Source organism: Pseudonocardia benzenivorans CB1190 (assembly GCF_000196675.2).
GTDB lineage: Bacteria > Actinomycetota > Actinomycetes > Mycobacteriales > Pseudonocardiaceae > Pseudonocardia > Pseudonocardia benzenivorans.
In genome coordinates, this window is record NC_015312.1 from 2,869,698 (window position 1) to 2,891,778 (window position 22,081).

Sequence of the window (22,081 nt, forward strand, 5' to 3'; positions counted from 1 at the left end):
CACACCGCAACGGGCCCGGCCGATCCCCGCGCGGGGACGGCCGGGCCCGGTCGTGCGGCGGTGCCGCGTCGCTCAGAGGCAACCCTGCGTGAGCTTCGCGATCTCCGAGTCGAGGTCCATCCGGGTCGGCTCGTCACCCAGAGCGACGAGCTCGGTGGTGGCGTCGACGAAGCTGCGGAGCAGGTCGCGGTCGACCTCGAGGATCGCGCGGCCGTCGAACGAGCTGATCTCGATCTCGACGATGTCGTAGCCCTGGACGATCTGCGGGCTCATCCGGATGTGGCCGTGGCCCGCCGGGCCCTCGAGCGACTCGACGACCAGGTCGCGGGCCACGAGCCACTCGACCCACCGATCGCCCCTGGTCCGGACGGCGAACGTGACGGCGAACGGGTCGCGGGCGTCGTAGCTCCAGCGCGTCACGACCGGCGCGGGCTGCCCGTGCAGCACGGTGAACATGTCCTGCTGGACCGAGTCGGTCGTCATCGTCGTGCTCCCTGGCGCTGGTTGCCGGTCCCCGTGTGTTCCGGCCTCGCACAGGGAATCGCCCGCGGCCGCCCGGACGCTGCACTTCTCGCCGGGGTTCACTCGATCAGATGACGGACGTCGATCGGCCGGACGACGCAGTCTCAGTTGCGACGTGCGGCGGTCACGACCCAGATTCCGGCCGCACCCGTGGTGGCCGGCTGGACCATCGTCACGGTCGTCGACCCCGCGTCCGGGTCGGTCACGACGACCGATCCGGAGTCGGGCGCGCCCGCGGTCGGTGCCCGCCAGCCGAGGACCGTCGTCGCGTAGCTGGTCGCCACCTCGGCCGGGTCGAGCAGCCACGGCTGGGCGCCGTTGTCGACCTGGGCCTGCAGCGCCTTCGCGGCGGCGGCGTCGGTGACGGGCCAGAGCAGGCCGCCGGCCGGCGCCGTCGGGCCGGCGGCCGTGCCCGACGACGGTGGGGTCGCGGACGGTGTCGGGGTCGTGGACGAGGGTGTGCCGCCGGCGGCGTCGGGCCCCGCCGCGCCCCCTGCGCAACCGGCGAGGACGGCGACGGCCAGCGCGGCCGTGGCCGTGGCCGCCAGCAGCCTGCGGACGGGGCGGGGACCTGCGGCGCGGGAACCGTGGTCGGTGTCGACGGGTCCGGCGGCGGTGGGGTGCGTCGTCACGGGGGCGGACGCTAGCCCCGCACCGGCTGCGCGGCGGCCGTCCGCTTCCGGCGCGTCCGGCTGACGTGCGGGTGCGCCCCGCGGTGCGCCGGACGGCCCCCGCCGGACGGTCAGCCCGGTCCGCCGCGACGCCGCCGCGCAGGGCCGGTCGTGGCTAGGGTGTCGCCAGATGATCGGCACGGGGACCGGTCGGCACCAGACCGGTTGACACGGAGACCGGTCGACACAGAGACATCGGCACATGAGCTCAGGAACACGACGGAGTGCGAGATGACCGAGGCGGATGCCTTCTACGCGGCGCGCGACTTCCTGCTGACCCACCGCACCGACTACGACACGGCCGTCCGCGACTTCCGCTGGCCGCAGCTCACCGAGTTCAACTGGGCCCTCGACCACTTCGACAACGTCGCCGCCGATCCCGAGCGTGGCGCCCGCCGGGCGCTGTGGATCGTCGAGAGCGACGGCTCGGAGGCGTACTGGACGTTCGCGGAGATGTCGTCGCGCTCCGACCGCGTGGCGAACTGGCTGCGTGCCCAGGGTGTCGCGCGCGGTGACCGGATCATCCTCATGCTGGGCAACCAGCTCGAGCTGTGGGAGACGCTGCTCGCGGCGATGAAGCTCGGCGCGGTCGTCATCCCGGCGACGACGCTGCTCACCGCCGAGGACCTGCGCGACCGGGTCGAGCGCGGCAACGCCCGGCACGTGGTCGTCGGCGGTGCCGACGCCGGCAAGTTCGACGACGTCGCGGGCGACTACACGCGCATCGCCGTGCGGGGCGCGCCGTCCGGCTGGCTCGACTACACCGAGGCCTACGACGTCGCCGACACGTTCGTGCCCGACGGCGTCACCCGGGCCGACGACACGCTGCTGCTCTACTTCACCTCCGGCACGACGGCCAAGCCGAAGCTGGTCGAGCACACCCACCAGTCCTACCCGGTCGGCCACCTGTCGACGATGTACTGGATCGGGCTGGAGCCCGGCGACGTGCACCTCAACATCTCCTCGCCGGGCTGGGCCAAGCACGCCTGGTCCAACGTCTTCGCGCCGTGGATCGCCGAGGCCACCGTGCTCGTCATGAACTACGCACGGTTCGACGCGGAGAGCGTGCTGGGCGTGCTGGAGCGCTGCGGCGTCGACAGCTTCTGCGCCCCGCCGACGGTGTGGCGCATGCTCATCCAGGCCGACCTGTCGACGCTGCGCACCCCGCCGCAGAAGGTCGTCGGGGCGGGGGAGCCGCTCAACCCCGAGGTCATCGAGCAGGTCGAGAAGGCCTGGGGCGTGCGGATCCGCGACGGCTTCGGCCAGACCGAGTCGAGCGTGCAGATCGGCAACCCGCCCGGGCAGACCGTCAAGCCCGGCTCGATGGGCCGGCCCATCCCGGGCTTCCCGATCGAGCTGATCGACCCCGCGACGGGCGAGAAGAGCGACGAGGGCGAGATCTGCATCGACCTGTCGCGCCGCCCGACGGGGCTGATGGTCGGCTACTACGGCGACGACGAGCGCAACGCCGAGGCCATGGCCGGCGGCTACTACCACACCGGCGACGTCGGCTCCCGCGACGCGGACCGCTACATCACCTACGTCGGCCGCTCCGACGACGTCTTCAAGGCCAGCGACTACCGGATCAGCCCGTTCGAGCTGGAGAGCGTGCTGATCGAGCACCCGGCGGTCGCGGAGGCGGCCGTCGTGCCCTCGCCCGATCCGGTGCGGCTCGCGGTGCCGAAGGCCTACGTCGTCCTGGCGGCCGGGCACACGCCCGACGAGGCGACGGCCCGCTCGATCCTCGAGTTCGCGCGCGACAACCTGGCGCCCTACAAGCGGATCCGGCGCCTCGAGTTCGCCGACCTGCCCAAGACGATCTCCGGCAAGATCCGTCGCGTCGAGCTGCGCGGGCGCGAGCAGGACATCCACGGCTCCGAGGCGGCGACCGCGCAGGGCGAGTACACCCTGTGAGCGGCGTTCGTCGTCACAGCAGTCGTCACAGCGGCTGACGCCACTCACGACCGCCTGAGATGGTCAGGAGCCGGTCCGGCCTGCCGGGCAGGGTGAGCGGCGGCCCGTGAGGGTGCCGAGCAGGAGCAGCGCGCCCCACGGGCCGATCACCCAGGCCGGCCAGAACGGCTGCACGCTGCCCGTCCCCACCGAGGTCGCGAGCCACATGACCAGGCAGATCGTGCCGACGAGCGCCCACGGTGCCCAGGCCGCGGCGCGCCCGGCGGCGATCCGCGGCCGGGCCGTCGTGGGCGCCGCGGTCGCGACGGGCTCGCGGGCCGTGAGGACGGGCAGATCGCGGGTGACCGCGTCGAGGTCGGCCTGGGTGCGGGCGGCGTGGACGGCGTCGAGCCGGGACTCGAACTCGGTGAGGTCGAGCCGTCCGTCGCCGACGTGCGTCCGCAGCAGCGCCTCGGTGTGCTCGCGTTCGGCGTCGCCGATCCGCAGGCCGGGATGTGCGTCGTGGTCGGGCATCGGGGTCCTCCGTCCGTTCGTGCGACGTGACCCAGCCTGCTCGCGTCACCCCTGACGTGTCAAGTTCGACATGTCGAAATCGACGCGACGTGTGCGGTCAGTCCGTGCCGCCGAAGTGTCCGGGCCAGTCGCGGTAGCTGATGCGGGAGATCGAGACGACCTCGCCCAGCCGGCCCCACTCGTTGCGGCCCAGCCGGGCCAGCGGCCGCAGCCGCTCCACCGACGGCAGCGTGTTGCCGCGCTCGTCGGTCTCCAGCACGTCCGGATCGACGACGGCGTGCACGACGCGGCCGATCACGACCGTCGAGTCGCCCAGGGTCAGGTCGCGCTCCAGCCGGCACTCGAACGCGATCGGCGACTCCGCCACCCGCGGCGGGGCGACGAGCTTGCTCGGCTCGGGCGTCAGCCCGACGGCGGTGAACTCGCTGATCTCGGCGGGGAAGTCGGTCGCCGTGGCGTTGATCCGCTCGAACATCGGCTCCGTCGCGATCGAGATCACGAACTCGCCGGTCTCGCGCACGTTGCGCAGCGAGTCCTTCACCCTGTAGGAGGTGAACTGCAGCATCGGCGGGTCCACACACGCGACGGTGAAGAACGAGTGCGGCGCGAGGTTGTCGACGCCCGCCGCCGACCGCGTCGACACCCACGCGATCGGCCGCGGCAGCACGGACGAGGTCAGCAGCTTGTAGAACGCGCGAGCGCCCATCTCGTCAGGACTCATGTCGGTGCGCATGCGACGGATCCTCCCTCGTCGTCGCGGCGGCGGCGAACCCCGGTGGGCGCGGCCACACCGGGTGCTCCGTAGCGTCGCGGCCGTGCGATCGTCCCGTGGCACCGCCCGCGCCCTCGGTCTCCTCGCCGGTGTCCTCGCCGACCGGGTCGTCGGCGACCCGCGCCGCGGCCACCCAGTCGCCGGGTTCGGCCGGCTCGCCGGCGCACTCGAACGCCGGGACCGGGCCGACAGCAGGGCGCGCGGAGCCGCGCACGTCGTCGCGCTGGTCGGGGGCGTGGTCGCGGCGGGCCTCGCGGTCGAACGGGCGTCCCGGGCGCCGGCGGCGGTCGTGGTGACGACGGGTGTGGCCACCTGGGCGGTGCTCGGCGGCCGGTCGCTCGTGGGGGAGGGGACGGCGCTGGGCCGCGAGCTCGCCGCGGGCGACGAGGCCGCCGCGCGACGCAGGCTGCCCCACCTGTGCGGGCGCGACCCCGACACGCTCGACGCCGCCGGGATGGCCAGGGCGGGGGTGGAGTCGTTGGCGGAGAACACCTCCGACGCGGTCGTCGCGCCGCTGCTGTGGGGTGCCGTCGCCGGGGTCCCGGGGCTGCTGGGCTACCGCGCCGTCAACACCCTCGACGCGATGATCGGGCATCGTTCGCCGCGGTACGCGCGCTTCGGCTGGGCCGCGGCCCGGCTCGACGACCTCGCCAACCTCGTCCCCGCCCGAGTCGCCGCCTGTCTCGTCGCGGGGCTCGCGCCGCTGGTCGGCGGGTCGCCGAGGGCTGCGTTGCGGGCCTGGCGACGTGACGCGGGCGCCCATCCCAGCCCGAACGCCGGCCCGGTCGAGGCGGCGGCCGCGGGGGCCCTCGGGGTGCGGCTGGGCGGCACGACCGTCTACCCCTACGGGGTGCAGGAGCGGCCGGTGCTGGGTGAGGGCCGCCCACCCGAGGTGCCCGACCTCGCCCGCGCCGCGGTGCTCTCGACGGCGGTCGGTGCGGCGTCGGCGGTCCTCGCCGCGGCCACGGCGATGTGGACGAGCCGGCCCGGCCCGTGCTCCCGGGCCCGGTGAGGGCGCCGGCTCAGGCGCGGTCGCCGGTCTCGTCGCGGGCGCGCCCGGACGGCGCGTCGCGCACGACCGCCTGCTCGCCCCCGCCGCGCTCCTGACCCGCGGATGGCTCCTGGCCCACACCCGGCTCCTGGGTGACGGGCGGCTCGTCGCGGCCGGCGAGGGCGTCGCGCAGGGCGGCCCGCTCGCTCCTGCGGTCGCGACGGGTCCGGCGCTGCAACAGCTCCAGCCGGATGAAGTAGCCGAGCGCGATGAGCGCGATCGCCCCGAAGGTGAGCCACTGCAGGGCGTAGGAGAAGTTGGAGAACGGCGCGGCGCCGGTGTCCGGCTCGATCGCGAGCGGGCGCAGTGTGCCCGGGCCGCTCTGCTCGGCGACGTAACCCGCGACTGCGGCCAGCCCGCTCGCGCGGGCGACGGTCTGCGAGTTCGCGCTGTAGACCTGCAGGTGCCCGTCCTGGGTGAACGCGGGCCGGTCCTTGGGGTCGATCTCGTCGGTGCGCAGCCGTCCGACGACGGTGACCTCGCCGCCCGGCGCGGCGGGGAACGACGGCACGACCTGCCCGTCGGCCGCCTCGACCGAGCCACGGTCGATCACGACGACCCGGCCGTCGGTGGTGCGCAGCGGCGTCATGACCTCGAACGCGGGCTTCCCGTCGACGACCCGCAGTCGCACGACCGCCTCGGCCTCGGGCACGAACGTGCCCGTCACCGTGACCTGCCGCCACTGCAACGACGGGTCGACGGCGTCCTGGGGGACCAGCGTCGAGAACGGCTGCGGCGCGATGGTCGCGGCGATGTCGATGTCCTTCTGCTGCGAGTCGCGCTCGGCCTCGCGGCCGAACTGCCACGGCGCGAGGTAGACGTAGCAGGCCACCGCGAAGGCGACGACCGCCACGACGAGGGCGATCCATCCCGGTCGCAGCAGGAAGCGCATGGCCTCACGGTAGGCCCCGCCCGGCCGGCACCCGACGCCGGACCCCGTGGGGTGCCCCACCCGACACCACTGCCCGTGACCTGCGACGCCGATACTGACGTCCGTGTCCGATCACCTCACGCCCGCTCCGTCCGTCCCCGCTCCGTCCGAACCCGGCTTGCGGGGTGCGTTGCTGGTGGCGGGGACGTCGTCGGATGCGGGCAAGAGCGCGGTGGTGGCGGGGTTGTGTCGGTGGTTGTGGCGGCGGGGGGTGTCGGTGGCGCCGTTCAAGGCGCAGAACATGAGCAACAACTCGGTGGTCACGGTGGATGGTGGGGAGATCGGGCGGGCGCAGGCGATGCAGGCGCATGCGTGTGGGTTGGCGCCGAGTGTGGAGTTCAACCCGGTGTTGCTCAAGCCGGGTAGTGACCGGTCCTCGCAGGTGGTGGTCCGGGGCCGGGTGGCGGGGCAGGTGAGCGCGGTGTCGTATCGGGCGCGGACGGCGGCGTTGGGTGCGGTGGTGGCGGAGTCGTTGGCGGGGTTGCGGGCGCGGTTCGACGTGGTGGTCTGTGAGGGGGCGGGGTCGCCGGCGGAGATCAACCTGCGGGCGGGTGACATCACGAACATGGGGCTGGCGCAGGCGGCGGGGTTGCCGGTGGTGGTGGTGGGTGACATCGACCGGGGTGGGGTGTTGGCGCATCTGTTCGGGACGTTGGCGGTGCTCGACCGGGCCGATCAGGCGCGGGTGGCGGGGTTCGTGGTGAACAAGTTCCGGGGGGACCCGGCGCTGTTGGCGCCGGGGTTGGATCGGTTGCGGGCGTTGACCGGGCGGCCGACGTTCGGGGTGTTGCCGTGGTCGGAGCGGTTGTGGCTGGATGCGGAGGACTCGTTGTCGGCGGTGGCCGATGCGGTGGTGGGTCGGCCGGGGCCGCCGTGGGGGGCGGAGTGGTTGCGGGTGGGGGTGGTGCGGCTGCCGCGGATGTCGAATGCCACGGATGTGGAGGCGTTGGCGTGTGAGCCGGGGGTGGCGGTGCGGTATGTGAGTGAGCCGTCGCGGCTGGTGGACGTGGACGTGGTGGTGGTGCCGGGGTCGAAGGCGACGGTGGCGGATCTGGGGTGGTTGCGGCGCTCGGGGTTGGCCGCGGCGGTGGTGGCGCATGCCGGGGCGGGCAAGCCGGTGTTGGGGATCTGTGGGGGGTATCAGATGTTGGGCCGGCGGATCGTGGATCCGGGCGGGGTGGAGGTGGTCGGGGGCGCGGACGTGGCGGGGCTGGGGTTGCTGGATCTGGAGGTGCGGTTCGAGGCGGGCAAGCATCTGGGGACGCCGGTGGGGACGGCGTGGGGGCAGCGGGTGCGCGGGTATGAGATTCATCATGGGCGGGTTGTGGTGTCGGGGGATCCGGTGCTGGTCGAGGAGCCGGGGGAGGGCTCGGATGCCGGGGTGGTGTTGGGCACGCACTGGCACGGGTTGTTGGAGAACGACGGGTTCCGTCGGGTGTTGTTGACCCGGCTGGCGGGGTTGGCGGGGCGGGACGGGTTCGTGGTGGCGCCGGGGACGGATTTCGCTGCTGAGCGGGCCGCGCAGCTGGACGTGCTCGGTGACCTCGTCGCCGACCACCTCGACACCGCCGCGATTGAACATGTCATCAATCACGGAGCACCCGCGGACCTCCCGACCCTGACGACCGGTCTGGCAGGCTCCGTGCCGTGACCACCCCGGGCCTCATGCACGCGCGTTTCCCGTTCTCGGCCGTCGTCGGGCACGACGACCTGCGGTTGGCGCTGCTGCTCAACGCGGTCCATCCGGGTGTGGGTGGGGTGTTGGTGCGGGGGGAGAAGGGCACCGCGAAGTCGACGGCGGTGCGTGCGCTGGCGGCGCTGCTGCCCGCGGTGGAGGTGGTCGAGGGCTGCCGGTTCGGCTGTGACCCGGCCGCCCCCGACCCGGGCTGTCCGGACGGGCCGCACGGCCCGGGTGCGGTGGTGGGCCGGCGTCCGGCGCGGTTGGTCGAGTTGCCGGTCGGGGCGAGTGAGGACCGGCTGGTCGGGGCGCTGGATCTGGAGCGGGCGCTGGCCGAGGGGGTGCGGGCCTACCAGCCGGGGTTGTTGGCCGCGGCGCACCGCGGGGTGCTCTATGTCGACGAGGTGAACCTGCTGCACGACCATCTCGTGGATGTGTTGCTCGACGCGGCGGCGATGGGGCGGGCGCACGTGGAGCGGGATGGGGTGTCGGTGTCGCATGCGGCGCGGTTTTTGCTGGTCGGGACGATGAACCCGGAGGAGGGGGAGCTGCGTCCGCAGTTGTTGGACCGGTTCGGGTTGACCGTGGAGGTGGCCGCGTCGCGGGAGGTCGCGACGCGGGCGGAGGTGGTGCGGCGGGGGCTGGCGTTCGAGGCGGATCCGGTGGGGTTCGCGGCGGGCTGGGCCGAGGCGGAGCGGGAGGTGGCGGCGCGGATCGTGGCGGCGCGGGCGCGGGTGGGCGCGGTGGTGTTGGCGGATCGGGAGCTGCGGCGGATCGCGGGGGTGTGTGCGGCGGTGGAGGTCGACGGGATGCGCGCGGATCTGGTGATCGCGCGGGCGGCGGTGGCGCATGCGGCGTGGCGGGGGGCCGGGTCGGTGGCCGAGCTGGATGTTCGGGTGGCGGCGCGGTTGGCGTTGCCGCACCGGCGGCGTCGGGATCCGTTCGACGAGCCGGGGATCGACGAGCAGACCCTCGACGACGCCCTGCGCTCGGCCGCGGAGAACCTGGACGACGAGCCGGATCCGCCGTCACCGGGTGGTCCGGGCTCGAACGGTTCGGCCCCAGACGGTTCGGCCCCAGACGGTTCGGCCCGAGACGGTTCGGCCCGAGACGGTTCGGGCCCGGAGGGTTCGGCCGGGGATGGTTCGGGCCCACCCGGTTCGGCGCCAGCTGGTGCGGGGGCCGACGGTTCGGGGACGGAGGCGTCGCGAGCCGACGGCGCCCGGGCCCGCGGCTCGCACCCCGACGACTCCGGGCGAGCCGGTTCGCGGCCGGACGGTGCGCAGGCAGATGGTTCGTGGCCTGACGGTTCGGCGGCGGACGGGGCGCGGGCCGATGGTTCGCCGGCCGACGGTGCGGGCTCGTCCGGATCGGGCTCGTCCGGCCCCGCGGGCCGGGCCGTTCCCGTTCCGACCCCGGTGCGGCTCGCCGCCTCGGCTGCCCGCCGGTTCCGGGTCCCCGGCGTCGGCGACGGCGCCCCGGGCCGTCGTTCACGGGCCCGTACCGACTCCGGCCGGGTCGTCCGCGCGACGGCCGCCGCGCCGCGCCGCGCCGCTGATCTGCACCTTCCCGCCACCCTCGCCGCGGCGGCGCCCCTGCAGGCCGCGCGCGGCCGCCGCGGGCGCGAGGTCGTCGTGCGGTCGTCGGACCTGCGGGGTGCCGAGCGCGAGGGCCGCGAGGGAAACCTGGTGCTGTTCGTCGTCGACGCGTCCGGGTCGATGGCCGCCCGCAGGCGGATGAGCGCGGTGTCGGGTGCGGTGCTCGCGCTGCTGCGCGACGCCTACCGGCGCCGCGACAAGGTCGGCCTCGTGACCTTCCGGGGCGGCGCGGCCGAGGTCGCGCTGCCGCCGACGTCGAGCGTCCCCACCGCGCAGACCCGGCTCGCGACGCTGCGCACGGGCGGGCGCACCCCGCTCGCCCAGGGCCTGCTGCGCGCCCGCCGGGTCCTCGACGCCGAACGCCGCCGCGACCCCCGTCGCCGCGCCCTGGTCGTGCTGCTGACCGACGGCCGCGCGACCGTCGCCGCCCGGCCCGGTGGCGACCCGGTGGCCGACGCCTGCCGCGCCGCCGGCCTGCTCGCGGCCGACGGGGTGCACACCGTCGTCGTCGACTGCGAGAGCGGGCCCGTGCGCCTCGGCCTCGCGGGGACCGTCGCGGGCCACGCCGGCGCCGAGCTGGTCCGGCTCGACGAGCTGACCGCCGAGTCGGTCGCGAACGTCGTCACCCGCGCCGCCTGATCACCACGAACTGGAGGAACTCCGTGCCGCAGGGCAAGGTCGTCACCGTCCCCGATGACGGGCTCTCGACCCGTCAGCGTCGCAATCGGCCGTTGCTGGTGGTGCACACCGGGGAGATGAAGGGGAAGTCGACCGCGGCGTTCGGGTTGGCGTTGCGGGGCTGGAACCAGGGTTGGTCGATCGGGGTGTTCCAGTTCGTGAAGTCGGCGAAGTGGAAGGTCGGGGAGGAGGAGGCGTTCCGCGCGTTGGGGCGGGTGCACGAGCAGACCGGGCAGGGTGGGCCGGTGCAGTGGCACAAGATGGGCGCGGGGTGGAGCTGGACCCGTAGGCCCGGCACCGAGGACGATCACGCCGCGGCGGCCCGGGAGGGGTGGGCGGAGATCCGGCGGCGTCTGCAGCGGCAGGCCCACGACCTCTACGTGCTCGACGAGTTCACCTATCCGATGAAATGGGGGTGGGTCGAGGTCGGCGAGGTCGTGGAGGTCCTCGCCGCCCGGGAGGGCCACCAGCACGTGATCATCACCGGTCGGGACGCGGCGCCGGAGCTGATCGAGGCCGCGGACCTGGTGATGGCCACGACGAAGATCAAGCATCCGATGGATGCCGGGCAGAAGGGGCAGCGGGGCATCGAATGGTGAGGGTCGCGTGGTAGCCGCCCTGGTCGTCGCCGCGCCGGCGTCGGGGAGTGGGAAGACCACGGTCGCGACGGGGATCATGGCCGCGTTGGCCCGGCGGGGGACCGCGGTGGCGCCGTTCAAGGTCGGCCCGGACTACATCGACCCCGGCTACCACACGCTCGCGGCGGGCCGGGCCGGCCGCAACCTCGACCCGGTGCTGGTCGGGGAGGACCGGATCGCGCCGTTGCTGCGCCACGGCGCGGTCGGTGCGCAGGTCGCGGTGGTGGAGGGGGTGATGGGGTTGTTCGACGGGCGGGTCGGTGACGGGCACGGCTCGACCGCGCACGTCGCGCGGCTGCTCGGGGCGCCGGTGCTGCTGGTGGTCGACGCCAGGGGGCAGTCGCGCAGCCTGGCCGCGCTGCTGCACGGGTTCCGGTGTTTCGATCCGGGGGGTGGGCCGGTCGAGATCGCCGGGGTGGTGCTCAACCGGGTCGGCAGCCCCCGGCACGAGGCGGTGCTGCGGGCGGCCGCCGAGGAGGTGGGGCTGGCCGTGCTCGGCGCGTTGCCCCGCCACGACGGGTTGGTGGTCCCGTCGCGGCATCTGGGCCTGGTGCCCGCGGCCGAGCACGGCGCGGCCGCGCGCGCGGCGGTGGACGCGATGGCCGCCCTGGTGGCCGCGCACGTGGACCTGGACGCGGTCGCGGCACTCGCCCGGCCCGTCGCGCCGGGGCCGGTGTGGGACCCGGTCGTGGCCGCGCCGGTGGCCGGGGAGCCCGTGGTCGCCGTCGCGGGCGGGGCGGCGTTCACCTTCGGCTACGCCGAGCACATCGAGTTGTTGACCGCCGCGGGCGCCCGGGTGGTGGTGGTCGACCCGTTGCGCGACGAGGAGCTTCCCGAGGGCTGTGCCGGGCTGGTGCTGGGGGGTGGGTTCCCGGAGGAACACCTCGGGGAGCTGTCGGCGAACGCGTCGTTGCGGGCGGCGGTGGCGGCGCTGGCCGGGTCGGGGGCGCCGGTGCTGGCCGAGTGCGGCGGGTTGCTGTATCTGTGCGCGGACCTGGACGGGGCGCCGATGTGTGGGGTGCTGGCCGGGTCGGCGTCGATGACCGGGCGGCTGACCCTGGGTTACCGGGCCGCGGTCGCGCTGTCGGCGACGCCGTGGCGTCCGGCCGGGGCCCGGGTCGCCGGGCACGAGTTCCACCACTGCGCGGTCACCCCGCGCGCCGGGGCGACACCCGCCTGGGCCTGGCGCGGTGGCGAGCCGGAAGGGTTCGTCGCCGGCGGGGTGCAGGCCTCGTTCCTGCACATCCACCCCGCCGGCGACCCCGACGCCGTCACCGCGTTCGTCGCCGCGGCTGCCGCACGCTGATGCTGGTCGTGGGGCTCGGGGCGTCCCGTGGCGTCACGGCTGCGGCCGTCGCGCAGCTGCTCGCGCGGGTGCTCCCCGGGGTCGGTGGGGTCGTCGCCTACGCGAGCATCGACCGCCGTGCCGACGAGCCCGGCCTGCTCGCCGCGATCGCCCCCGCGACGCTGCGGACCTTTCCCGCGGCGGCGCTCGACGCGGTCGCGGTGCCGCACCCGGGCGACCGCGCCCGGGAGGCGACCGGTGCGGGCAGCGTCGCCGAGGCCGCGGCTCTGCTCGCCGCCGCCGAGCTGGCCGGACCGGGCGACGAGGTGGCACTGCGGGTCGCCAAGACCGTGGGACAGCGGTGCACCGCGGCCGTCGCCGAGGTCCTGCCCGGCCCCGCCGCGGACTGACCCTCGTGGTTGCACGAACGGCACTTTCCCGCAACTGGACGGCGGCACAGGGCCGTTCGTGCGATCGGCGAGGGCGGCCGCCGCGCCCGATCGCCCCCCGCCCGGCGCGCGCCGCGGCCCCGCTGGGCACCCGGGTCCCCGGTGTGACGCCGGGCGGAGGCGGCCGGAGGTGGGCCCACCGGCGGTTATGCTCGGCCGTCCACCGAACGGCGGCGGAGCACCCCGACGACGGGACGCCGCCCGCGTCGCGTGTCCCCGCGGCGCTCCCCGGTGGCCACCATCGACGGCACGGCGGAGGGTCTCGCGTGGGTGAGGAGCACTACCTGGTCGGCCTCGACCTCGCCGGGCGGCGGGTCGTGGTGGTCGGGGGCGGGCAGGTCGCACAGCGGAGGCTGCCGCGGCTGATCGCCTCGGGCGCGGCGATCGAGGTGGTGTCCCCGCAGGTCACCCCGGCGGTCGAGGGCATGGTGTCGGCCGGTGAGATCAGCTGGACCGAACGCGGCTACGCCGACGGCGACCTCGACGGCGCCTGGTACGCCGTCGCCTGCACCGACGACCCGGCCGTCAACCGGGCCGTGGGGTCCGAGGCGCAGCGGCGGCGGGTCTTCTGCGTCCGCGCCGACGACGGCAGCGCCGGTACGGCCGTCACGCCCGCCACCGGCGATCACGACGGGCTCACCGTCGGCGTGCTGGCGGGCGGACGGCACCGGCGGTCGGCGGCCGTGCGCACGGCGCTGGTCGAGGCGTTGCAGGCCGGTGTCGTCGACGACGCGGCCGGGCCCGTCCTGCCCGGCGTCGCCCTCGTCGGCGGCGGCCCCGGCGATCCCGAGCTGATCACCGTCCGCGGCCGCCGGTTGCTGGCGCGCGCGGACGTCGTCGTCGCCGACCGGCTCGGGCCGCGCGACCTGCTCGACGACCTGGCTCCGCACGTCGAGGTCGTCGACGCCTCCAAGATTCCGTACGGCCGCGCGATGGCCCAGCAGAAGATCAACGAGCTGCTGGTCGAGCACGCGAAGGCGGGCCGGTTCGTGGTGCGGCTCAAGGGCGGCGACCCGTTCGTCTACGGCCGCGGCTACGAGGAGGTCCAGGCCTGCACGGCCGCGGGCGTCCCCGTCACGGTCGTCCCCGGCATCACCAGCGCGTTCGCCGCGCCCGCCGTCGCGGGGGTGCCGGTCAGCCACCGCGGGGTCGCGCACGAGATCGTCGTGGTGTCCGGGCACGTCGCCCCGGACGACCCGCGCAGCCTCACCGACTGGGCGGCGTTGGGCCGGATGCGCGGCACCGTCGTGCTGATGATGGCCGTCGAGCGGATCGCCCTGTTCGCCGACGCGCTCGTCACGCACGGCAGGCCCGCCGACACCCCGGTCGCCGTGATCCAGGACGGCACGACGCGCATCCAGCGGTCGCTGCGCACCACGCTGCGCGACGTCGCCGCCGACATCCGCGAGCAGGAGATCAGCCCGCCCGCGATCGTCGTCGTCGGGCCGGTCGCGGGGCTCTCGCCCGACGGCTCCTGAGCCGGTGGTCGGCACGCTCCTGCACCTGGTCCGGCACGGCGAGAGCACCTGGAACGTGGCGGGGCTGCTGCAGGGCTGCACGTCGCACGTCCCGCTGACCCCGCGCGGGCGGGAGCAGGCCCGGGCCGTGTCCGTGCTGCTCGCCGGCCGTCGCGTCGGCGCCGTCGTGTCCAGCGACCAGCGCCGCGCCCTCGACACCGCAGCGGTCGTCGCCGCCCCGCACGGCCTGCCGGTCGTGGCGACGCCGGGCCTGCGCGAGCAGTGCCACGGCGCCTGGGAGGGGAGCGCGGTGCGCGCCGTCGACCCCGACCGCCCGCCGCCCGGCGGCGAGAGCACCCGCGCACTGCGCGAGCGGGTCGCCGGCGCCCTGGCGGCGGTACTGGCGTCGGCTCGCGCCGGCGGACACGCCGAGATCGTCGTCGTGTCCCACGGCGAGACGCTGCGCGCCGCGATCGCGCTGCTCACCGGCACCGCCGCGGGGCCGGTCCCGCCCAACGGCTCCGTGACGACGCTCGTCGCGGGCGACGCCGCGGGGTGGCGGACGCCGCCGCCGCTTGACCCTGGTCGCCGCGCTGTGGTGCAGTCGTCACCGACGGCAGTGGAGGAAGTCCGGTGCGAATCCGGCGCGGTCCCGCCACTGTCACCGGGGAGCGCGTCCCCACGCGTGGCCACTGTCCCGACGCCGGGGTGGGAAGGCCGGGCGACGTCGCGGGCGATCCGGGAGCCAGGAGACTTCCTGCCGTCGTCGACACCCCGACTTCCAGGGCGAGGACCCTCGAGGAGGCGACCATGACCGGCGACGGTCGAAGCCCGGCCGACCCTGCGCGCGACCGGACGAACCCGCGCACACCCCTGCGCCGGCTCCGGTGCCCGCGCACGACGCAGGGCGACCGGGCACCTGCCCGGCTGCTCGTGCTGACGTGCGGCCCGACCGGGGCCGGTGCCCCGCCCGACGAGCCCCCGCCCGCCGCGGCCTCCGAGCTCATCGACCGGCTCGACGGCGCCGACGTCGTCTTCACGACCGCCGCCGCTGAGCCGACCGTCCTGTTCTACGCCGAGGCCTGGCGTGTCGAACGGCTCGGTACCGACCTCGCGCCGCTGGCCGCGGGACTGACCACGGGCACGGTCGTCCTGGTGACCGGGGACCGTGCCGCGGACGCGGCACTGGTCGACTCCCTGCCCGCCCGGTTGCCGGGGGTGCTCGTCGAACGCTGCGGCCCCGCACTCGTGCCGCCGCGCAGCCGTCCGCTGGGCCGGGGCGCGTGAGCCCCGGACCGTCGGCGCTCGACCCCGACGGCTTCCACCGCCTCGCCCGTGCCCGCCGCGACGTGCGCACCGGCTTCCTGCCCGACCGCGACGTCGACGACGCGACCCTGCGCCGCGTGCTGGCCTCGGCGCACACCGCGCCCAGCGTGGGGCACTCGCAGCCGTGGGACTTCGTCGTGCTGCGCGACCGCGCGGTCCGCGCGCGCGTCCGCGACCTCGTCCACCGCCACCGCGACGCCTACGCCGCGTCGCTGCCCAGGGCCCGGGCGGCGGCGTTCGCGTCGCTGCGGGTCGAGGCGATCCTCGAGACGCCGGTCAACGTCGTCGTTACGTGTGATCCCACCCGCGGCGGCCGGCACACCCTCGGCCGCTACGCCCAGCCCCGGATGGGCCCGTACTCGGCGGTCTCGGCCGTGCAGAACCTGTGGCTCGCCGCCCGCGCCGAGGGCCTGGGTGTGGGGTGGGTGAGCTTCTTCGACGGCACCGGCGAGCGCGAGCTGGCCGGGCTGCTCGGGCTGCCCGCGCACGTCGAGGTGGTCGCCTATCTGTGCGTCGGGCACGTCGACGGGTTCGCCGACGCCCCCGAGCTGGAGACCGCGGGCTGGTCACGACGACGTCCGCTCGGCTGGGCGGTGCACCACGAGACCTGGGGCCGCCGCGGGCTGCCCGGGGAGGAACCCATGGACCTCATCAACGAGACCGTCGACGCGATCGTGCCGGCGTCAGCGCAGGCCCGGGCCGCGGCGCGCGACCACCTCGACCGGATGACCAAGCCGCGCGGCTCGCTCGGCCGGGTCGAGGACGTGGCCGTCACGCTGTCCGGGATCGCCGGCGTGTGCCCGCCGCCGCTGCCCGAGCCTGCCGTCGTCGCGGTCTTCGCCGCCGACCACGGCGTGCACGCCCAGGGTGTGAGCCCGTGGCCGCAGGAGGTCACGGCCCAGATGGTCGGCAACTTCCTCGCCGGCGGAGCCGTGGTGAACGCGTTCGCCCGCCAGCTCGGCGCGGAGGTGTGCGTCGTCGACGTCGGGGTCGCCGCCGACCTCGACCCGGTCCCGGGGCTGGTGCCGCGCAAGGTCGCGGCCGGGTCCGCCGACATGACCGCCGGTCCGGCGCTGACCCGCGAGCAGGCCCGCGCGGCGGTGGAGGCGGGTATCGAGACCGCTCGTGACCTCGTGGCGGCCGGGAACCGCTGCCTGCTCACCGGTGACATGGGCATCGCGAACACGACGGCCGCCGCGGCGCTGATCTGTACCTTCACCGGCGCCGACCCGGCTGTCGCGACGGGCCGCGGCACCGGGGTCGACGACGACACCCTGGCCCGCAAGACCGGCGTCGTGCGCGCGGCGCTGGGGCGCCACCGCCCCGACCCGGCCGATCCGCTCGGCGTCCTGGCCGCGTTCGGCGGGCTCGAGCACGCCGGGCTCGCGGGGCTCGTCCTCGGCGCCGCCGCGCTGCGGGTTCCCGTGCTGCTCGACGGCGTCTCCGGCGGGGCCGCCGCCCTCGTCGCGGCCGCCTTCGCGCCCGCGGCGGTCGACTACTGCCTCGCCGGGCACCGTTCCGTCGAGCCCGGGCACACCGTCGCGCTCGACCACCTGGGGCTCGTCCCGCTGCTGGACATGGGCATGCGGCTGGGGGAAGGGACCGGCGCGCTGCTCGCCCTCCCCGTCGCGCAGAGCGCCGTCCGCGCCCTGCACGACGTCGCGACGTTCGACTCCGCCGGGGTCGTCGACAAGGACGCGTGACGGGGCGCGGCCGCACGCCTGACCGGCCGCCCTGACCGGCCGCCCGGCCGCCGACGGCCCGGCCCGCCGGCGGGTCGTGAGCGGCGATGGTCGCCATGGCGGCCATCGCCGCTCACAGGCGCCAGGACTCCAGTGGATCGGCCCGGGTCAGGTCGGGGTCGTCGGCGGCCAGGGTGCGGGCCGGTCCTGGGCCCGTGGCCCGGGTCTCGAACCGGACGGTCACCCGCCCGTGCCCGGCCCCCTGCACCCAGCCGTGCCCGTGGGCGGGATGGGCGACGTCGTCGCCCGCCCGCCACGGCGCCTCCGGCGCGGGGGCGCGGTGCGGCGTCTCCGGCGCGCCCGGGACGGGTTCCGCTGCCGGATCGGCCGGGCCCGCCGCGACCGCGGTCCAGCCGTCGGCCGAGGCCACCGCCTCGAACAGGGCGGGCGGCGGGCTCTCGTCGAGGCCCGAGAGCGACACCCCGATCAGCCGGATCCCGCCCTCGCCGACGGCCGTGCGCGCCAGCCGCTGCGCCACCGCGGTGAGCGTGCCCAGGTCGGTGCTCGCGACGGCCGTCGTCTCCGAGCGGCTCGACGTCGCGAAGTCGGCGGTGCGCGCCTTGACCGTGACCGTCCGCGCCGCCCGGCCCGAGGCCAGCAGGCGCCGGTGCGCGGCCTCCGCCATCCGCGCGACGGCGGCGTGCACGTCGGACATCGTCGTCAGGTCGGTGTCGAACGTCGTCTCCGCGCTGACCTGCTTCGCCGCACCACGCGGCGCGACCGGCCGGTCGTCGATCCCGCGGGCGAGCCGGTGCAGCTCGGTGCCGACCGCGCTGCCGAGCACGCCGGCGACCTCGCGGCCGTCCATGGCGGCGAGCTGGCCGATCGTCGTCACACCGAGGCGGCGCAGCGCGGCCTCGGAGACCGGGCCGACGCCCCACAGGGCGCGCACCGGCAACGGATCGAGCACGGAGCGCTCGTCGTCGGGGGCGACGACGCGCAACCCGTCGGGTTTGGCGAGCTCGGAGGCGATCTTGGCCAGCTGCTTCCCGGACCCCGCTCCGACCGATGCCGGCAGCCCCGACCGCGCGCGCACCTCTGCCCGCAGTGCCGCGCCGAAGGCGGTGACCTCCGCGGCCGTGGCCCCGGCCAGCGACGGCGGCTCCAGGAACGCCTCGTCGAGCGAGACGGGCTCCAGGACGGGCGCGGCCTCGCCCAGCACCTCCATGACGACGGCGCTCACCGCCTTGTAGAGCGGGAACCGCGGCGGGAGCACCGTGGCGTGCGGGCAGGCACGGCGGGCCTGCGACATCGGCATCGCCGAGCGCGCGCCGAACACCCGTGCCTGGTAGCTCGCCCCGGCGACGACGCCGCGCGGCCCCGCGCCCCCGACCAGCACCGGCCGGTCGGCCAGCGTCGGGCGGGTGAGCTGCTCGACCGAGGCGTAGAACGCGTCCATGTCCAGGTGCAGCACCCAGCGCCGTCCCGGACCCGTCACCCCTCCATTCTCACCCCGCGCACCGACGGTCCCGGGCGTGCCTCAGCTGTCGGCGGGGACCGGGTCGCGCTGCAGCGCCTCGAGGAAGCCACGGACCGAGACCGGTCCGTCGTGCAGCACGCCGTTGACGAAGAACGACGGCGTCCCGCGGACCCCGCTGCGAACGCCGGAGTTGAAGTCGGACTCCACCCGGTCCTCGACGAACCGCGTGTTCGGCCACAGCACCTTCTCCGGCGGGATGCCGATCTCCTCGGCGTAGCGGCGCAGGTCGGGCTGGGTGAGGTGCGGCTCGTCGCCCGCGTAGAGCTTCGCGTGCATCGCCCAGAACTGGCCCTTGACCGCGGCGCCCTCGGCGGCGGTGGCGGCGGCGAGGGAGAAGGGGTGCAGTTCGTAGAGCGGGAAGTGCCGGAACGCGAACACGAGCTGGTCGCCCAGCCGGTGGATGACCTCCTCGACGACGGGGTAGGCCGCCCGGCAGTACGGGCACTCGAAGTCGCCGTACTCCACGAGCGAGTACGGCGCACTCAGGACGCCCCGCAGATGGTCGTACGACCCGATCGGCGGGTCGAGCCGAAATGTGCTGATGGTCGCCCTCCTCACCGCGGTCCACCCGTGGCCGGGCAGGATTCCGGGGTGGCCGTCACGACATTAGCCGAGCGCGGGGACCTCAGCCGCGCCGCGCGCCAGTTCCTGCGCACGGAGTCGGGATCGGCGGTGATGCTGCTCTCGGCCGCGCTGATCGCCGTGGTCTGGGCCAACGTGTCGGGCCAGTACGAGACGTTCTGGCACACCGAGCTGTCGCTGCGCTTCGGCGGCGTCGAGCTCACCGAGGACCTGCGGCACTGGGTCAACGACGGCCTCATGGTGATCTTCTTCTTCAGCATCGGCCTGGAGATCTCGCGGGAGATGACCCTCGGTGAGCTGCGCGGCGCCCGGGCGATCGCCGCACCCGCGCTGGCCGCGCTCGGGGGGCTCACCATCCCCGCTGCGCTCTACCTCGCGTTCAACGCGGGCGGCCCGGGCGCGAGCGCGTGGGGCATCGCGATCTCCACCGACACCGCCGTGCTGCTCGGCGTGCTCGCGCTGGTCGGGCCCCGCTGTCCCGACCAGCTGCGCATCTTCCTGCTGGCGCTCGCCGTCGTCGACGACGTGGGCGCGATCGCCGCGATCGCGATCTTCTACACCGACCACGTGAACGTCACGGCCCTGCTGATCGCCATCGGGCTGTTCGCCGCGATCGTCGGGCTGCGCTTCGTCCACTTCTGGCGCACGCCGATCTACGTGCTGATCGGCGTCGTGATGTGGGTGGCGGTGCTGGAGTCGGGCGTGCACCCGAGCGTCGTCGGCGTCGCGATGGGCCTGCTCGTCAACGCCTACGCGCCGCAGCGCCGCGACCTGATCCGCCTGCAGATCGTCGGTCGCAGCCTGCTCGTCGACCCCACCCCCGAACGCGCGCTCGCCGCGCAGGCCGCCGCGGTGGAGACGGTCTCGCCCAACGAACGCCTGCAGCTGCGCATCCAGCCGTGGGCGAGCTACGTGATCGTGCCGCTGTTCGTACTGGCCAACGCGGGGGTGGTGCTCGACGGGGCGACGCTGCGCGCTGCGGCGTCCTCGCCGATCACGTGGGGCATCGTCGTGGGGCTCGTCGTCGGCAAGCTGATCGGTGTCTCCACGGGCACCTGGATCGCGCTGCGCACCGGCATCGGGCGGGTCCCCGACACCCTGCGCTGGGGCCAGCTCGTCGGTGGCGCGGCGCTGTCGGGCATCGGGTTCACCGTCGCCCTGTTCGTCACCGATCTCGCGTTCGACGACGAGAACCTCAAGAGCCAGGCGACGATCGGCATCCTCGCCGGGTCGATCCTCGCGGCGCTGCTCGGCTGGCTGATCTTCCGGCTGCTGGGCGAACGCGGCGGCCAATGCTCGCCGAGCGGGCTGCCGGTGCTGCCCCCGCGCCCCTGGCGTCCCCCGGCCTGAGCCACGGGCCGCCCGCGCCCGCCGCGCCGGGCCCCTCCGGGGCTCGCCGATCCGTGCACGGGCTCTCGCCGATCCGCGCACTCCGGGCCCGATCGTGCCGCCGGCTCGGTACAACGGGTGCCGACCGCGCGTCACCGGGCCGGGTGGGCCCCCGAGCCGCATCGTGGAGGGTCCCGTGCCGATCGACTTCACCCCGAGCGACGAGCAGCGTGCGGTGCGGGCCCGCGCCCGCGAGTTCGCCCGCGACGTCCTGTCGCGCGTCGCGAAGGAGACCCACGGGCTGGCGACCGCGCGCGAGCGCTACGTCGCGACCCGGCCGTTCTACGAGGAGATGGTGCGGGCCGGGTTCCTGCGGTTGCTCGTGCCGCAGGCGCTCGGCGGCGACGGCACCGGCGCGGTGACCGTCGCGATCCTGGCCGAGGAGCTCATCGGCGGGGATCCGAGCGTGGCGCTGTCGCTGTTCTCGACGTCCCTCGGGCTGGCGCCGCTGCTGCGCGGTGGCTCCCCCGAGCAGCACGAACGGTTCCTCGGACCGTTCCTGCGCACCGAGGGCGCGCCCGTCGCGTCGCTGGCGTTCAGCGAGCCCGGGGGCAGCGCGAACTACCTCTCGACGGCGCCCGGCACCGGCCTGCGGACGACGGCGCGGGCGCGCGGCGGGTCGCTCGTCATCGACGGCACGAAGCAGTGGGTCTCCGGCGCGACGGGCTGGGACGGCACCGGCCCCGACCTGATGTCGGTCGCCTGCCGGCTCACGGCGCGCAGGGCGGCCGACCGCGGCGTCGCCGTCGTCGCGGTGCCGGGGCCGGTCGAGGGCCTGCGGGTCACGGGCGAGCTCGACCCGCTCGGCCACCGCGCGCACCTGCTGCCGCGGTTCGACCTGGTGGGCGTGACCGTCCCGCGGGAGAACGTGCTGGGCGGCCCGGGGGAGGGGCCCGCACTGCTGGCGTCGGCGTTCGGCGGGGCTGCGGTCGGCGCGTGCGCGGTAGGTGTCATGCGGGCCGCGTTCGCCCACGCGCTCGACTTCGCGCGCAGCGACCGCCGCGGGGGCCCGGTCCCGGTGATCGACCACCAGGGGGTCGCGTTCGTGCTCGCCGACGTGAAGACGCGCATCAAGGCGACCCGCGCCCTGACCTGGCGGGCCTGTCACGCCGCGGACCGTCGGGAGCCCTACGCCGAGGAGCTCGGCATCCACGCCAAGGTGTTCGGCTCGGAGGCGGCGGTGCAGTCGCTGACCGAGCTGATGCGCGTGGTCGGTGTGCAGTCGTACTCGCACGAGTCACCGCTGGCCGGCCTGATGGCCGACGCGCTGGCCTACCCGCTGTTCAGCGGCGGCAACATCGGCTTCCGGCGCCGCCGGTTGCAGGAGATCTTCAGCGACCCGGGCTACGACGCGGTGGCCACCGCCGACGCGTAGGGCTCGTTCCGCGGGTCGCCGCGGTGTCGC

General features: G+C 75.4%; 19 protein-coding genes, 1 pseudogene and 1 riboswitch. Of the genes and pseudogenes, 13 read left to right on the top strand and 7 right to left on the bottom strand.

The features are described 5' to 3' along the window. Nucleotides 1-72: 72 nt before the first annotated feature. Together PSED_RS13695 and PSED_RS13700 are read right to left on the bottom strand one after the other, a co-directional pair. The gene (locus PSED_RS13695; RefSeq protein WP_013674840.1) at nt 73-483 is read right to left on the bottom strand and encodes an SsgA family sporulation/cell division regulator; all 411 of its coding nucleotides are present in this window, start codon (nt 481-483) and stop codon (nt 73-75) included. A 143-nt stretch (nt 484-626) separates the two neighbouring features. After that, nucleotides 627-1,154: a hypothetical protein gene (locus PSED_RS13700; protein ID WP_013674841.1), complete on the bottom strand. Its 528-nt coding sequence runs from the start codon at nt 1,152-1,154 to the stop codon at nt 627-629. Between the two features lie 270 nt (nt 1,155-1,424). On the opposite strand from PSED_RS13700, the gene PSED_RS13705 reads away from it, so the two are divergent. Then, the gene (locus PSED_RS13705) at nt 1,425-3,107 is read left to right on the top strand and encodes an AMP-binding protein (protein ID WP_013674842.1); all 1,683 of its coding nucleotides are present in this window, start codon (nt 1,425-1,427) and stop codon (nt 3,105-3,107) included. A gap of 63 nt (nt 3,108-3,170) precedes the next feature. On the opposite strand, the gene PSED_RS13710 is transcribed toward PSED_RS13705, so the two are convergent. Together PSED_RS13710 and PSED_RS13715 are read right to left on the bottom strand one after the other, a co-directional pair. Next, nucleotides 3,171-3,620 (bottom strand): DUF1707 SHOCT-like domain-containing protein, encoded by a 450-nt coding sequence (locus PSED_RS13710; RefSeq protein ID WP_013674843.1) that lies wholly within the window; start codon nt 3,618-3,620, stop codon nt 3,171-3,173. A 97-nt stretch (nt 3,621-3,717) separates the two neighbouring features. Beyond that, nucleotides 3,718-4,353 (bottom strand): flavin reductase family protein, encoded by a 636-nt coding sequence (locus PSED_RS13715; RefSeq protein ID WP_013674844.1) that lies wholly within the window; start codon nt 4,351-4,353, stop codon nt 3,718-3,720. Between the two features lie 82 nt (nt 4,354-4,435). On the opposite strand from PSED_RS13715, the gene PSED_RS13720 reads away from it, so the two are divergent. Further along, nucleotides 4,436-5,404, top strand: coding sequence for a cobalamin biosynthesis protein (locus PSED_RS13720; protein ID WP_233899400.1), 969 nt, complete (start codon nt 4,436-4,438; stop codon nt 5,402-5,404). Between the two features lie 10 nt (nt 5,405-5,414). Here PSED_RS13720 and PSED_RS13725 read toward each other — a convergent pair whose 3' ends face one another. Then, on the bottom strand, nt 5,415-6,335 hold the full coding sequence (locus PSED_RS13725) for an SURF1 family cytochrome oxidase biogenesis protein (protein WP_132975441.1): 921 nt from the start codon (nt 6,333-6,335) through the stop codon (nt 5,415-5,417). A gap of 157 nt (nt 6,336-6,492) precedes the next feature. On the opposite strand from PSED_RS13725, the gene PSED_RS13730 reads away from it, so the two are divergent. From PSED_RS13730 to cobT, 9 genes and pseudogenes are all read left to right on the top strand, one after another. Beyond that, nucleotides 6,493-8,025, top strand: a complete 1,533-nt coding sequence (locus PSED_RS13730) for a cobyric acid synthase (protein WP_041761172.1) — start codon at nt 6,493-6,495, stop codon at nt 8,023-8,025. A gap of 14 nt (nt 8,026-8,039) precedes the next feature. Further along, nucleotides 8,040-10,289 (top strand): VWA domain-containing protein, encoded by a 2,250-nt coding sequence (locus tag PSED_RS13735; RefSeq protein ID WP_041761174.1) that lies wholly within the window; start codon nt 8,040-8,042, stop codon nt 10,287-10,289. Nucleotides 10,290-10,312: 23 nt separating this feature from the next. After that, nucleotides 10,313-10,927, top strand: coding sequence for a cob(I)yrinic acid a,c-diamide adenosyltransferase (gene cobO / locus PSED_RS13740; protein WP_013674849.1), 615 nt, complete (start codon nt 10,313-10,315; stop codon nt 10,925-10,927). 7 nt (nt 10,928-10,934) lie between these two features. Next, nucleotides 10,935-12,272, top strand: a complete 1,338-nt coding sequence (locus PSED_RS13745; protein ID WP_013674850.1) for a cobyrinic acid a,c-diamide synthase CobB — start codon at nt 10,935-10,937, stop codon at nt 12,270-12,272. Next, nucleotides 12,272-12,661, top strand: coding sequence for a cobalamin biosynthesis protein (locus PSED_RS13750; RefSeq protein WP_013674851.1), 390 nt, complete (start codon nt 12,272-12,274; stop codon nt 12,659-12,661). Before PSED_RS13745 ends, PSED_RS13750 begins: the two co-directional genes overlap by 1 nt. Before the next feature lie 305 nt (nt 12,662-12,966). Continuing rightward, a complete protein-coding gene (cobA, locus tag PSED_RS13755; protein ID WP_013674852.1) occupies nt 12,967-14,178 on the top strand; it encodes a uroporphyrinogen-III C-methyltransferase in 1,212 nt (403 codons plus the stop codon). 4 nt (nt 14,179-14,182) lie between these two features. Next, a pseudogene (locus PSED_RS35650) lies at nt 14,183-14,647 on the top strand (histidine phosphatase family protein); the annotation flags it as partial. A 110-nt stretch (nt 14,648-14,757) separates the two neighbouring features. Beyond that, nucleotides 14,758-14,933, top strand: a riboswitch (cobalamin riboswitch). 34 nt (nt 14,934-14,967) lie between these two features. Further along, entirely contained in the window at nt 14,968-15,444 is a 477-nt protein-coding gene (locus tag PSED_RS13760) for a hypothetical protein (RefSeq protein ID WP_013674853.1), read from the top strand. Beyond that, nucleotides 15,441-17,186 carry a nicotinate-nucleotide--dimethylbenzimidazole phosphoribosyltransferase gene (cobT, locus tag PSED_RS13765; RefSeq protein ID WP_013674854.1) on the top strand — a complete coding sequence of 582 codons (1,746 nt, stop codon included), beginning with the start codon at nt 15,441-15,443 and terminating at the stop codon, nt 17,184-17,186. Before PSED_RS13760 ends, cobT begins: the two co-directional genes overlap by 4 nt. Before the next feature lie 112 nt (nt 17,187-17,298). On the opposite strand, the gene PSED_RS13770 is transcribed toward cobT, so the two are convergent. Together PSED_RS13770 and PSED_RS13775 are read right to left on the bottom strand one after the other, a co-directional pair. Beyond that, entirely contained in the window at nt 17,299-18,624 is a 1,326-nt protein-coding gene (locus PSED_RS13770; protein WP_013674855.1) for a DNA polymerase IV, read from the bottom strand. Between the two features lie 81 nt (nt 18,625-18,705). Then, nucleotides 18,706-19,263 carry a DsbA family protein gene (locus PSED_RS13775; protein WP_013674856.1) on the bottom strand — a complete coding sequence of 186 codons (558 nt, stop codon included), beginning with the start codon at nt 19,261-19,263 and terminating at the stop codon, nt 18,706-18,708. A gap of 12 nt (nt 19,264-19,275) precedes the next feature. On the opposite strand from PSED_RS13775, the gene nhaA reads away from it, so the two are divergent. Beyond that, nucleotides 19,276-20,637 carry a Na+/H+ antiporter NhaA gene (gene nhaA, locus PSED_RS13780; protein WP_233899401.1) on the top strand — a complete coding sequence of 454 codons (1,362 nt, stop codon included), beginning with the start codon at nt 19,276-19,278 and terminating at the stop codon, nt 20,635-20,637. 175 nt (nt 20,638-20,812) lie between these two features. After that, a complete protein-coding gene (locus tag PSED_RS13785; protein WP_013674858.1) occupies nt 20,813-22,051 on the top strand; it encodes an acyl-CoA dehydrogenase family protein in 1,239 nt (412 codons plus the stop codon). Nucleotides 22,052-22,081 lie beyond the last annotated feature (30 nt).

Excerpts from the sequence above, each read along its gene's own strand:
- PSED_RS13710 (WP_013674843.1), bottom strand. The coding sequence starts at position 3,620 with ATGCCCGACCACGACGCACATCCCGGCCTGCGGATCGGCGACGCCGAA.
- PSED_RS13725 (WP_132975441.1), bottom strand. The coding sequence starts at position 6,335 with ATGCGCTTCCTGCTGCGACCGGGATGGATCGCCCTCGTCGTGGCGGTC.
- PSED_RS13760 (WP_013674853.1), top strand. The coding sequence starts at position 14,968 with ATGACCGGCGACGGTCGAAGCCCGGCCGACCCTGCGCGCGACCGGACG.
- PSED_RS13705 (WP_013674842.1), top strand. The coding sequence starts at position 1,425 with ATGACCGAGGCGGATGCCTTCTACGCGGCGCGCGACTTCCTGCTGACC.
- PSED_RS13735 (WP_041761174.1), top strand. The coding sequence starts at position 8,040 with ATGCACGCGCGTTTCCCGTTCTCGGCCGTCGTCGGGCACGACGACCTG.
- PSED_RS13750 (WP_013674851.1), top strand. The coding sequence starts at position 12,272 with ATGCTGGTCGTGGGGCTCGGGGCGTCCCGTGGCGTCACGGCTGCGGCC.
- PSED_RS13715 (WP_013674844.1), bottom strand. The coding sequence starts at position 4,353 with ATGCGCACCGACATGAGTCCTGACGAGATGGGCGCTCGCGCGTTCTAC.
- PSED_RS13770 (WP_013674855.1), bottom strand. The coding sequence starts at position 18,624 with ATGGACGCGTTCTACGCCTCGGTCGAGCAGCTCACCCGCCCGACGCTG.
- PSED_RS13695 (WP_013674840.1), bottom strand. The coding sequence starts at position 483 with ATGACGACCGACTCGGTCCAGCAGGACATGTTCACCGTGCTGCACGGG.